A 12,079-nucleotide genomic window follows, 5' to 3' on the forward strand; every position below is an offset into this window, starting at 1 on the left:
GATGTCCTCTACGGGCTCGGAACCGCCGATAATCCGGTGTTCCCGAAGATGCACGAGGCGGCGTCGGTGATCGTCGGCGGCACTCTCGCCGCCGCCAGGGAGATCGCGGCGGGCCGTACCCGGCGGGCTGTGAGCATCGGCGGTGGAATGCACCACGCCATGCCGGATTCGGCGGCGGGGTTCTGCGTCTACAACGATGCCGCGATCGCCATCTCGTGGCTGCTCGACCACGGCTTCGACCGCATCGCCTACCTCGATGTCGACGTCCACCACGGCGACGGTGTGCAACGCGCGTTCTACGCCGATCCGCGGGTGCTCACGGTGTCGATACACCAGCATCCGGCGACGTTGTGGCCCAATACCGGCTGGCCCGAAGAGACCGGGGTCGGGGCGGCCGAAGGTACCTCGATCAATCTGCCACTCCTGCCGGGCACCCGGGACGCGCAGTGGCTGAGGGGATTTCACGCGGTGGTGCCCGGTGCGGTCGCCGCGTTCCGGCCACAGATCATCATCAGCCAGTGCGGTGTCGACACCCACCGCGAAGATCCGCTGGCCGATCTGGAGCTCACCGTCGACGGTCAGCGCGCGGCCTTCCTCGCGATGCGCGACCTCGCCGACGAACACGCCGAAGGGCGGTGGCTGGCCATCGGCGGTGGCGGATACGGCGTGGTGCGGGTGGTGCCGCGCGCCTGGACCCACCTGCTCGCCGCGGCACTGGACCGGCCGCTCGCCCCCGAAACGCCGGTGCCCGCCGACTGGATCGACCACGTGCGGGCATCCGCGCCACGTGTGCAACCACCGACGACCATGGGTGACGGCGGCGACACCGCCTATCGGGCCTGGGACGGTCCCGGCGGCACACCCGAGATCGGCGACGCGGGCCAGATCCGCGCGCAGCGCGCGGTCGACACCGCGATCACGGCCACCCGGCGGGCGAGTTTCGGCCTGCTCGGGCTCGATCCGGAGGATCCTCGTGACTGAGCCACTGCTACCCGATACCGCCGACACGCCCGCGAATCCGCCTGCCCCGCCCCAACATTGGTACGGCGATGTGCTCGCCGCCGACGGTGGCGTGGTCCGGGTGCGCCCGATCGTGCCCGCCGATGCCGACGCGCTCGCGGCCTTTCACACCGCCCTGTCCGATCGCACCCGGTATCTGCGCTATTTCGGTCCGTACCCGCAGATCTCGCCGAAGGACATGTACCGCACCACCCACGTCGACTACCGCGATCGGGTCGGTCTCGTCGCGGTGCTCGGCACGGCGATCATCGGCGTGGCCCGATACGAACTGCTCGCCCGGCCGGGCCCACGCGCGGCCGAGGTGGCGTTCGTGGTCGCCGACGAGCACCAGGGGCGTGGGCTCGGCTCGGTGTTGCTCGAACACCTCGCCGGTGCCGCCGCCGAGAACGAGGTGATCGCCTTCGTCGCCGAGGTGCTGGCCGAGAACGAGGCCATGATCACGGTCTTCCGTGAGGCCGGCTACCAACTGCAGCGCAGTCGTGACGGTTCCGAGGTACACCTCGAATTCGCCATCGACCCTACCGAAGCGCTGCGCACCGTGCGGGATTCGCGGGAGGCGGCCTCGGAAGCACGCAGTGTCGGCAATCTGCTCGCACCCGGTTCGGTCGCGGTGATCGGCGCGTCACCGGAACAGACCCGGGTCGGCGGCGCGGTATTCGCGAATCTGCTGGCAGGCGGTTTCAGCGGACCCGTGTTCCCGGTGAACCTGCACCGGCGCTCGGTCCGTGGCGTGCGCGCCTACGCCGCGGTGAGCGAGATCCCCGACGAGGTGGACCTGGCGGTGGTGGCGGTGCCACCCGCCGCGATCGGGGCGGTCCTCGACGATTGCATGGCCAAGGGGGTCAAGGGCCTTGTCGTGTTGACCGCCGGCTTCGGCGAGACCGGGGCAGCCGGGCTGGCCGCCGAACACGACCTGGTCGCCGCGGCGCGCGGGCATGGGATGCGTGTGGTCGGACCCAGTGCGCTCGGCATCGCCAACACCGATCCCGCGGTCGGTCTCAACGCGACTTTGGCCCCGGTGCTACCCCAGCGCGGGCGAATCGGCTTCTTCTGCCAATCCGGCCCCCTCGGCGCGGCGATCCTCGGCGAGGCCGCGGCCCGCAACCTCGGTCTGTCGACGTTCGTCTCGGCGGGAAACCGGGCCGACGTCTCGGGCAACGACCTGCTCCAGTACTGGGACACCGCCGCCGACACCGAAGTGATCCTGCTGTATCTGGAGAGCTTCGGTAACCCACGCAAGTTCTCCCGGTTGGCACGCCGGGTGGCCCGCGGCAAACCGATCGTCGCGGTGAGCAGCGGCCGCCTCGCGGCCGGCGCCGACATGGACCGCATCGTGGTCCGCGATCTCTTCGGTCAGGCCGGGATCATCCAGGTCGACTCCATCTCCGAACTGTTCGACTGTGCCGCGCTGCTGGCCTGTCAGCCGCTACCGAAGGGCCCCCGGGTCGCGGTGGTCGGTAACAGCGCCGCGCTGAACTGGCTGGCCATCGACGCCGCCCGCAGCGAAGGGCTGCGGGTGCACCGGCCCGTCACCGCGGTCGACCGAGGTCCTGGAGCCCGGCCGACCGAACGCGGTGCGCAGGCCGCGCGGCCGCCGGAGCCGGACCTACGCAGCGCTCGGCCGGACGAGCGCGCCGAGCGAGGCGCGGATCGTGCCGGGCGGACGGCGTGGGGATTGCGCGGCGCCCGGCGGGGAAGCCGGGGCCCGGCCGATGCCGGGACGACCGACCGGCCAGGGGACAGCGCCGGGGCGCCGGACCGAAGCAGGGGCAGCGGACCGGCCGACCGGCCCCGGGACAACGCCGGGACGCCCGACCGAAGCGGGGGCAGCGGACCGGCCGACCGGCCCGGGGACAACGCCGGGACGCCCGATCGGACGAGAGGTGGCGTAGGGCCGGCCGACCGGACCAGTGGTAGCGCCGGGTCGTCCCAGCGGATCGTGGGCAGTGCCGGGCCTGCTCACCGGACCTCGGACAGCGCCGGGCCGACCAGCCACACCGAGGGCGACCTCGGCCCGGCCGCACGGAGCGTGGACAGTGCGATCGTGGACGGGCCGGTGGATCTCGGCCCGGAGGCGACACCGGCCGACTTCCGGGAAGCGGTCCTGGCTGCGCTGCGCAGCGAGGAGGTCGACGCGGTGATCGTCGTGGTCGCCCCGCCCGTTCCGGTGCCGATGGAAGGCTTCGGGGACGCCTTGCGGGCGGCAGCCGCGGCGGCGCCGGGCAAGCCGGTGCTCACCACGTTCGTCGCGGAATCGGGCATTCCGCGACAGTTGGCGGTGCGTACCACCGCGGGCGCGCCGGCCCGCGGGTCCATCCCGTCCTATCCGGATCCCGAGCGAGCCGCGCGAGCGCTGGCCAGGGTGGATCGGTACGCGCGCTGGCGGGATCGGCCGATCTCGCCGGTGGTGCGCCCGCCAGGAATCGACACCGCGGCCGCGGCGGCGCTGGTGGAGGGCTGGCTCGCCGAGTCGGGCGGGCGGTGGCTCACCGACGAGGAGGCGGTGCGGCTACTCGGGTGCTACGGCATCGACGTGGTCGAGTTCCGGGCTGTGCGTGATGCCGAACAGGCGGTCGCCGCGGCCGAGGAACTCGGATATCCGGTCGCGGCGAAGGCCACGGGGGAGCTGTGGCGGCGCCGACCGGATCTGATCGGCGTGCGTCTGGATCTGTGGGGACCCGAGGCGGTCCGGCAGGCATACACCGACCTGGTGGAGATCTGTGGCGATCCGCTGCTGCACCTGCAGAAGATGGCGACCAAGGGTGTCGGCTGCGTGCTGCGCGTCACCGACGACCCCTCGTTCGGATCGGTCATCCAATTCGGCCTGTCCGGCATGATCATCGACCTGCTCGGCGACCGCGCCTACCGCGCCCTACCGCTGACCGAGGAGGAAGCGACCGCGCTCATCGATGCACCACGCGCGGCGCCATTGCTCTCGGACGGGCCGGGCAGAGTGGGGGTGGACAAAGCCGCGCTGGCCGCGCTGGCTCAACGCATCTCGGCGTTGTTCGACGACATCCCCCAGATGCGCGAACTCTCCTGCGACCCCGTCCTGGCCGCCTCGGCCTCGGCGGAGATCATCTATGCCCGAGCGCGCATCGGCCCGGAACCGAGCCGCTTCGACACCGGCCCCCGTCGGCTGGCCTGAACGATGGCCGATCGGTCCGGTGGAACGAACAACGCCGACCGGCTCGCGACCCGGAGGGGAGGGGTGCGCGGTCGCCGGTCGGCGTTTCGGCAGACGACCCCGCGGGGCCGTCGAGTTTTCGGATCAGCTGGCGTAGGCGCGCAAGCGGTCGGCGCGGTCGCCCTTGCGCAGCTTGGACATGACCTCGCGCTCGATCTGGCGGACCCGCTCGCGGGACAGGCCGAAGAGCTTGCCGATCTGGTCCAGGGTGCGCGGCTGGCCGTCGTCGAGACCGAAGCGCAGGCGGATGACCTGCTGTTCGCGCTCGTCGAGGGTGGCCAGGACGCTGCGCACGTCGTGGTGCAGCAGGCCGGCGATGACGGCGCTCTCGGCGGAGGTGGCCTCGGAGTCCTCGATGAAGTCGCCGAGCGGAGCCTCCTCGTCGTTGCCGACGGGCATGTCCAGGCTCACCGGGTCGCGGCTGTGGTCGAGCAGATCGGCGATCTTCTCCACCGGGATGCCCGACTCGTTGGCGAGTTCGGCGTCGGTGGCCTCGCGGCCCAGCTGCTGATGCAGTTCCCGCTTGATCCTGGCGAGCTTGTTCACCTGTTCGACCAGGTGCACGGGCAGCCGGATGGTGCGGCTCTGATCGGCCATGCCGCGGGTGATGGCCTGACGGATCCACCAGGTGGCGTAGGTGGAGAACTTGAAGCCCTTGGCGTAATCGAACTTCTCCATCGCGCGGATCAGTCCGAGGTTGCCCTCCTGGATCAGGTCCAGCAGCGGCATGCCGCGGCCCGTGTAGCGCTTGGCCAGGGATACGACCAGACGCAGGTTGGCCTCGAGCAGGTGCGAGCGGGCGGCAGAGCCCTCGCGAACCAGAATCGCCAGGTCACGCTTGCGAGCCGCCGTCAACCGCTTACTGGTTGACAGCAGGTTCTGGGCATACAGGCCCGCCTCGATGCGCTTGGCCAATTCGACCTCGTCGGCCGCCGTGAGCAGTGCCGTGCGTCCGATTCCGTTGAGGTACACGCGTACCAGATCGGCTGCGGGGCTCTGGGCGTCGATATCGGCCTCGCTGGGGCGCAAACGAGTGGTGGCGGGGCTTGTCATGACTTGCCTCCTGTCGGTGGTGTCTCACTCCGATCAACGGACCCGACTTAGAGAAAGTTCCCGATCCCGCGGTCGATAAACCGCTCTGAGCTGCTGGTTCCCACCCCAACGGCTGAGAAGTTCCTGAGAAGAGGGTCCTGGTCGGAACTCGCTGCCACCGCGGGGCGGCTCAGACGGGCCGCACCAGTCCGTGACGGACGAGTCCGGCGACCACACCGAGGGCCTGGGCGGCGAATTCCGGCGTGACCTGCTCTGCTCCGTCGGCGAGGGCGAGTAGTTCGATCAGTTCGTACAACGGCAGCCCGTCGGGCCGCATTCCCGCGACCAGCGCGACCGTCGACTCGTCGACCTCGTGCTGCCAGCGTGGTCCGTCGCCGCGATGAAGCCGGGCCACCTGCTCGGTCCAGCCGAACTCGCCGGGCAGATACACCCGCTCCAGCGCGGTCGCCGGGCTCGGCGCGAAACGGGATGCCCACGCGAGGTTTTCGTCGGAGGCCACCGCGCGCAACCACGCCGACCGCGCGAAGTACCCGGCCACCTCGGTGCCGAGCGGGTCGTCGAAACCATGGGTGAGGTCCTCGGCGAGGAGTTCGGTGGGGCCGTCGATCGCGCGCAGGTAGACGAATCCGAACCCGACACCTTCGACATCGGCGGCCTCGAAGGCGTCGAGCCAGCGCGCCGCCTGTTCCTGGGCGGCCGGGTCGCGCGGGTCCAGGCCCGCGTCGCGCAACCAGGTACCGACGTAGAGGGCAGGATCGGCGACGTCGCGCTGCACGACCCACGCGTCGACGCCGTGCGCGGGCAACCAGCTCGACACGCGCCGGCGCCAGTCCTCGCCGTCCACGTGCACCCAGGCGGCGAGCATGGCCGCCGTGCCGCCGGGGGCCAGTAGCTCGGGCGCCTGCCCGATGACCAGCTCGCTGGCCCCGTCCAGGGCGAGCCCGGAGTCGCGATAGGTGTGCTCGATGCGGGCCGGACCGACCACGAACGGCGGATTGGCCACGACCTGGTCGAAGCGTCGCCCCGCCACCGGCTCGAACCAGGACCCCTCGAGCAGTTCGATATCGAGTTCGTTGAGCGCGGCCGTGGCCTGCGCCAGCCACAGGGCCCGTGCGTTGACATCGGTGGCGGTGACCCGACCCGCGTAACCCGCCGCGTGCACGGCCTGCACACCGCAGCCGGTGCCCAGATCCAGCACGGTGCCGACGGGTTCGGTGGGGGTGGCGCGCAGCAACGACAGTGACGCGTGCCCGACGCCGAGGACGTGATCCTCGGTGAGCGTGCGCCGCCGCATCGAATCGTCGAGATCGGACAGGATCCACCGGGTACCCGCGCCGGCATCGAGCGGCCGCAGATCCAGCGCGGCCCGCACCTGGTCACCGTCGCGCGTGAGCAGACCCGCCGCCACCGCCGCGTCGATGCGCACCGGCGCCAGTGCGGTCGCGACGTCGCGCTCCGGCAGGACGTCTCCGAGCAGCAGCAACCGCACCAGCGTGCCGAGGTCGCCCGCCGCCCGCGCCGCCCGCCGCACCGGCACCGGCTCCGAACGGCTCAGTGCCGCATGCACATCGGGACCCAACGCCTCGACGAGGGTGTCGGCGTCGTAGCCGACCCGGATCAGCGCGGTGCGCAGGTCCGGGCACAGCGCGGTGAGCGGGGAGTCGGTCATCGTCGGGTTCGTAGGCACCCGACCACTCTGCCAGGGCCACGAGCACCGAGAACGACCAGCTGCCACTGCGTGTCGTCGCGTGCGCAGACCCCGGACTCGCCCGAATACCGCGGTAGCTAGTTCCTCTCGCGGACTGGATGGAAAGCCGCTGGGTCGCAGTGGCACATCGGCTGTGCTCGCGGCAGGTCGCTGTCTGCGGTGGTTCAGCCGGTGTACGGGTCCCGGGATGTCACGCAGTACAAGGCATTTCCGGGGTCACGCAGGACGATCCAGTGTTCGGTGTCGGTGACCCGGGTGGCGCCGAGGGATTCGTGCCAGGCCGCGGTGGCGGTGATGTTCGATGAGGCCAGGTCGGCGTGCGCGCCGGTGGGGCCGGGTTCATCCAGGCGCTGGAGCAGAAAGTGCAGTGGCTGGTCGGGGCCGCGCAGGCGCGAGAATTCCGGGCGGCGGCCGGGCTTGTGGGTCCAGTCGGTGAGTGTCTGCCAGAAGGCGGTATCGGCGTCGATGTCGGTGGGGGACAGGTCGAGGCAGATCTGGTCGAGGCGGGTCACTGTGCCGTCGGGCGCGGTCGACACCGTGATCGGCGCCGGACCGAGACCGGCCGGCTCGGTAGACGGAATGAGACAGAACGTCTGTCCGGCAGGCGATTCCAGCACGGTGTAGTCATCCACCTCGGCGATCACGTGGGCGCCGAGCCCGGTCGCGGTCGCGATCGCCGCGGGGAGATCGTCGACGTCGAGATCCAGGTGGATGCCGCCGTCGTCGTGGACGGCTTGCATCTTGATCCACGCGGGCCCGGTGGCGGGCAGCAGGGTGATGAACTCATCGTGTTCGCCGCGCGGTGGCGAGACGGTGGAGTCGGTGACCTTCGCCCAGAATCGTGCGCAGTCGGCGAAAGTATCGACGGGTCGGTCGAGAAAGGCCCAGGTCCAGCGAATCATGCTGTCTCCCTTCCGCTATGAGGGCACCTCGGAAGCCGTCGGCCGGATTCGGTTGTCCTGTCGGGCAGCTCGGATGGTCCTGTCCGAACGGTAGGCGGCCCGCGCTCCGCTGTCGACAGCCTTGTCGGTTCAGCCTGCGGGGCTCCGCTGTCACGGCCTTCGTGCCGCGTTTCGCTCGCGCGCGCCCGACCGACCCCGTCGATGGCAGGATATTGACGAAACATGTCACACCGGCCACTCGCTCGCCCGCCGTCGATCCGGCACGCTGGCCGAGTGACCGATTTACGTGCGCCCGCGCCGCCCACCGGCGACGACCCGGCCGACAACCTCACTTCCGCACCGGCATCGGTCACCGACGAACGTCGTCGACTCCATCCCGCGTGGATCGTGGCGGGCGTCGGCTTCGTCGCCCTGCTCGGCGCGGCCGCCTTCCGCTCGGTCCCCAGCGTCCTCATCGAGCCGCTGCACACCGAATTCGGGTGGTCACACGCCACGATCTCCACCGCCATCTCGCTGAACATGCTGCTCTACGGCCTGATCTCGCCGTTCGCCGCCGCGCTGATGGACCGATTCGGCATCCGCAAGGTGGTGTGTTCGGCGCTGGTGCTGATCGCCGCGGGCAGCGGGCTGACGGTGTTCATGACCCAGGCGTGGCAGCTGGTGGCGACCTGGGGATTGCTGGTGGGTGTCGGCGTCGGGTCGATGTCCATGCCGTTCGTCGCGACCATCACCGGCCGTTGGTTCGTCCGGAGTCGTGGCCTGGTCACCGGAGTGCTCACCGCGGCGGGCGCCACCGGTCAGCTGGTGTTCCTGCCGCTGGTGTCGATGCTGGCCACCGAGCACGGCTGGCGGCTGCCGTCGTTGATCGTGGCGGCAGTGGCGCTGTCGGTGGTGCCGCTGGTCTGGCTGTTCGTGCGCGACTATCCCAGCGACGTCGGTGTCCGCGCGTACGGGGCGCCGACCGATTCGGACGCGGGCGCGCGAGTCCCGATCGTGGGCGGTGCCAACCGGGCGTTGAAGGTACTCGCCTCGGCCGCGCGCCGACCCGGATTCTGGCTGCTGGCGGGCGGTTTCGCGATCTGTGGGGCCTCGACGAACGGCCTGGTCGGCACCCATTTCGTCACCGCGGCCCACGACCACGGCATGCCGCCGACCACCGCGGCCGGACTGCTCGCCCTGGTCGGGATCTTCGATGTGGCAGGCACCATCGCCTCGGGCTGGCTCTCGGACCGCGTGGATCCGCGCTACCTGCTGCTCGGCTACTACTCGCTGCGCGGGCTCTCGCTACTGATCCTGCCGTCGCTGCTCGGGCCGCACACCGAGCCGAGCATGTGGGTGTTCATCGTGTTCTACGGCCTGGACTGGATCGCGACCGTCCCGCCGACCGTGCTGCTGTGCCGCGAACTCTTCGGCGCGGACGGCCCGATCGCGTTCGGCTGGGTCTTCGCCGCCCACCAGGTCGGCGCCGCCGTGGCCGCCACCGGCGCGGGCTTCATCCGCGACATCCAGGGCTCCTACGACCTCGCCTGGTACGTGGCGGGTGGGCTCTGCGGGATCGCCGCGGTCATGTCGATGCTGGTCCGCAGACCGGCAACGGCCGTGTAGCCGAACCGCAGCCGCTATTCCAGGGTCTTGTGCTGTCCGGATTCCAGCGCGATCTGGTTCGTGCGGCCGTCCCAGCGGCTGGGTTCGTCCTTGGTCCGCGGCGGGCGGTCGTTGGCGATCAGCACCGCGATCCACGGCAGCGGCACCGAGGCGGCGATGATCAGGATCGAGAGCAGCGGGTTCTCGAACGCGCTGTAGGCGATCGCGGCCAGGATCAGGCAGGGGATCCGGAAGGCCATGATGAACGTGTAGCGGCGCACCCTGGCGCGATGCTGGTCGTCGAGCGAGGGCGCGGCCTCGGTGATCAGCACGGCGTGTTCGGCGGGGGCGGGCCGGAAGAACCCACGCGAGGACTTGGGCTCGGGGGGGATCGTCACTTCCGGGTCCGGCTTCGGTTCGTCGGCGCCTGGGACATCGCCGTAGGACTGCATACCCCGAGTCTTCCACTCGGCGTCATCGAGCGCACACGCGGCTGGTCAGCGGCCCGGGGCCGGGATGCGGCATCATGGAAGGCGTGAGTACAGACACTCTGGTACGCCCGGAAACCACGACCGACGAGACGACCAGCGACGACACCCCCAAATTCTTCCATTACGTGAAGAAGGACCGGATCGCCGAAAGTGCCGTGATGGGCACGATGGTCGTCGCCCTGTGTGGCGAGGTTTTCCCGGTGACGCGTTCGGCCAAGCCCGGCTCGCCCGTGTGCCCGGACTGCAAGAAGGTCTACGAGGGCTTGCGCAAGGACGGCGACTGAGCCGAGGGCTCGGTCGGTGACGCCGGTGCCTCGGAGCAGGCCCCGGCGGTTTCGTCGTGCTCATCGTCATCGTCGTCGTCACCCCGCACCTGGCTGGTGATCCATTCCTTGACCTGCTCGATCCGGGTGGCCCGGGCAGGCCAGAACTCCTGAACGGCGGCGTTGAACTCCGCGCCCAGGATCACCGCGAAGCCGAGGAAGTACGTGAACAGCAGGAACGCGATCGGGGTGGCCAGCGCGCCGTAGCTCACCCCGGTGGCGGTGATCCACGACAGGTACCGGCGCAGCAGGTCGCTGGCCGCCATGAAGAAGACCCCGGCCACCAGCGCGCCGCCGAACAGCCGATGCCACGGCAGTGATTTGTGCAGGGCCAGCTTGTAGAGCGTGGTCAGCCCGACGATCAGCAGCAGCCCGACGATCGGGTAGTAGAACGTGTCGATCAGCCGCAATCCCGGCTCCCGCCACGCTTCGGGCAGCACCCGCCCGATCCTGGTGGGACCCAGTGCGATCACCGGCAGGATGAGCACCGCGGCCACCAGGAACTGCACGTAGAGCAGCAGCGCGAAGATCCGCTGCCAGATCGGATGACGGGCGTCCTGCTGTCCGTGCGCCTCCACGATGGCGTCGACGAAGGTGGCCATCGCCGAGGAGCCGGCCCACAGCGACAGCACGAAACCCACCGACACCAGCGCGCCGCGCCCTCGGCCGAGCACGTCGTCGACGGTCGGTTCGATCAGGTCCGAGACCACCGACGGGCTGAAGAACTCGCGGCTGAACGCGATGATCTTGCTCTCCACGATCTGCACGGTGTCGGGCCCGAACAATCCGCCCACATAGCCGAGGCTGCCGAGGAGGCCGAGCAGCAGCGGTGCCAGCGACAGGGTCTGCCAGAACGCCGCCGCCGCGGACTTGGCGAATATCGAGTTGTCCCAGCACTTGACCGCGACCCGGACCACCAGTCGCCATGCCGTAGCGAGCCATCGCACCCACGGCGCGTGATCGCTGCGACGTTGCGGAGCGGCCCGCGCGCCGACCGCAGGGCGCGCGGGCGAGTCGCGGGGCGGGAGCGCCTGCGGCGGGTGCGCCGCGTCGGCAGCCGGGACCTGGTCGTTGTTCATCTCGGTGTCAAGCATCCCGCACGTTGGGGGTCTGTGTGGTGCGGGCCGGGCATCGTGTCGGCGGGTAACAGGTAAATGGCCGGTGACCACGGGCGCGGTTGTGATGCCTGTCGCCCACCCCGCGTCGGTTTGGCGACACGCCGCATCGGGCGGCTAGGGTCGACTGCGTGACTGGGTCGGGTGGCGCCGCTACGGCGAAGCAAGCGGGGACACCGGGCGAGATTGCCGCGGGAGGTGCCCCGTCGGGTTCGTTGCGCGCCTGGCAGCGGCGCGCGTTGACGAAGTACCTGGCCACCAAGCCGCGTGACTTCCTCGCGGTCGCGACGCCCCGCGCCGGTAAGACCACCTTCGCGCTGCGTGTTGCCGCGGAGTTGCTGGCCGATCGTACGGTGGATCAGATCACCGTCGTCGCGCCGACCGAGCACCTCAAGCACCAGTGGTCCGCCGCGGCCGCGCGCACCGGGATCCAGCTGGACTCGCGGTTCTCCAACTCCACCGGCGCGACCTCCGGCGACTATCACGGCGTCGTGGTGACCTATGCCCAGGTCGCCGCCCACCCGACACGACACCGGGTGCGCACCGAGAACCGTCGCACGCTGGTGATCCTCGACGAGATCCACCACGCGGGCGACGCCAAGACCTGGGGCGAGGCGACCGAGGAGGCGTTCGGCGACGCGACGCGCCGACTGGCGCTGACCGGAACCCCGTTCCGCAGTGACGATTCGAAGATCC

The 12,079-nt window shown here is 70.4% G+C and carries 10 protein-coding genes; 5 read left to right on the forward strand and 5 right to left on the reverse strand.

Annotated features, from left to right (window positions below; all coding sequences use genetic code 11):
* Positions 1 to 981: acetoin utilization protein AcuC (locus ACFWF3_RS08290; protein ID WP_379313027.1), on the forward strand; the 981-nt coding region annotated here is incomplete at its 5' end.
* Entirely contained in the window at positions 974 to 4,168 is a 3,195-nt protein-coding gene (locus tag ACFWF3_RS08295) for a GNAT family N-acetyltransferase (RefSeq protein WP_379313028.1), read from the forward strand. The genes ACFWF3_RS08290 and ACFWF3_RS08295, both read left to right, overlap by 8 nt.
* A 123-nt stretch (positions 4,169 to 4,291) precedes the next feature.
* Here the strand turns inward: ACFWF3_RS08295 and ACFWF3_RS08300 are convergent, their stop codons facing one another.
* The 3 genes from ACFWF3_RS08300 to ACFWF3_RS08310 form a co-directional block, all read right to left on the reverse strand.
* Entirely contained in the window at positions 4,292 to 5,260 is a 969-nt protein-coding gene (locus ACFWF3_RS08300) for a sigma-70 family RNA polymerase sigma factor (RefSeq protein ID WP_378626663.1), read from the reverse strand.
* A 169-nt stretch (positions 5,261 to 5,429) separates the two neighbouring features.
* Entirely contained in the window at positions 5,430 to 6,929 is a 1,500-nt protein-coding gene (locus ACFWF3_RS08305; protein WP_378988612.1) for a methyltransferase, read from the reverse strand.
* 203 nt (positions 6,930 to 7,132) lie between these two features.
* Positions 7,133 to 7,870, reverse strand: coding sequence for a VOC family protein (locus tag ACFWF3_RS08310; protein WP_379313029.1), 738 nt, complete (start codon positions 7,868 to 7,870; stop codon positions 7,133 to 7,135).
* A gap of 273 nt (positions 7,871 to 8,143) precedes the next feature.
* Here ACFWF3_RS08310 and ACFWF3_RS08315 point away from each other — a divergent pair, with 273 nt between their 5' ends.
* Positions 8,144 to 9,475 carry an MFS transporter gene (locus tag ACFWF3_RS08315; protein WP_379313030.1) on the forward strand — a complete coding sequence of 444 codons (1,332 nt, stop codon included), beginning with the start codon at positions 8,144 to 8,146 and terminating at the stop codon, positions 9,473 to 9,475.
* A gap of 14 nt (positions 9,476 to 9,489) precedes the next feature.
* On the opposite strand, the gene ACFWF3_RS08320 is transcribed toward ACFWF3_RS08315, so the two are convergent.
* The gene (locus ACFWF3_RS08320) at positions 9,490 to 9,906 is read right to left on the reverse strand and encodes a DUF3099 domain-containing protein (RefSeq protein WP_378988616.1); all 417 of its coding nucleotides are present in this window, start codon (positions 9,904 to 9,906) and stop codon (positions 9,490 to 9,492) included.
* An 83-nt stretch (positions 9,907 to 9,989) separates the two neighbouring features.
* Between ACFWF3_RS08320 and ACFWF3_RS08325 the strand changes: the two genes are divergently transcribed.
* A complete protein-coding gene (locus tag ACFWF3_RS08325) occupies positions 9,990 to 10,229 on the forward strand; it encodes a DUF3039 domain-containing protein (RefSeq protein WP_056815556.1) in 240 nt (79 codons plus the stop codon).
* Here the strand turns inward: ACFWF3_RS08325 and ACFWF3_RS08330 are convergent.
* Complete coding sequence (locus ACFWF3_RS08330) at positions 10,199 to 11,362, reverse strand: YihY/virulence factor BrkB family protein (protein WP_379313031.1); 1,164 nt, start codon at positions 11,360 to 11,362, stop codon at positions 10,199 to 10,201. The genes ACFWF3_RS08325 and ACFWF3_RS08330 overlap by 31 nt on opposite strands.
* Before the next feature lie 206 nt (positions 11,363 to 11,568).
* Here ACFWF3_RS08330 and ACFWF3_RS08335 point away from each other — a divergent pair.
* Positions 11,569 to 12,079: DEAD/DEAH box helicase (locus tag ACFWF3_RS08335; protein ID WP_379313032.1), on the forward strand; the 511-nt coding region annotated here is incomplete at its 3' end.

This window comes from Nocardia sp. NPDC060220 (genome assembly GCF_042727815.1).
Lineage (GTDB): Bacteria > Actinomycetota > Actinomycetes > Mycobacteriales > Mycobacteriaceae > Nocardia.

Coding starts and splice junctions, on each gene's coding strand:
- ACFWF3_RS08300 (WP_378626663.1), bottom strand. CDS start 5,260: ATGACAAGCCCCGCCACCACTCGTTTGCGCCCCAGCGAGGCCGATATC.
- ACFWF3_RS08305 (WP_378988612.1), bottom strand. CDS start 6,929: ATGACCGACTCCCCGCTCACCGCGCTGTGCCCGGACCTGCGCACCGCG.
- ACFWF3_RS08310 (WP_379313029.1), bottom strand. CDS start 7,870: ATGATTCGCTGGACCTGGGCCTTTCTCGACCGACCCGTCGATACTTTC.
- ACFWF3_RS08320 (WP_378988616.1), bottom strand. CDS start 9,906: ATGCAGTCCTACGGCGATGTCCCAGGCGCCGACGAACCGAAGCCGGAC.
- ACFWF3_RS08330 (WP_379313031.1), bottom strand. CDS start 11,362: ATGCTTGACACCGAGATGAACAACGACCAGGTCCCGGCTGCCGACGCG.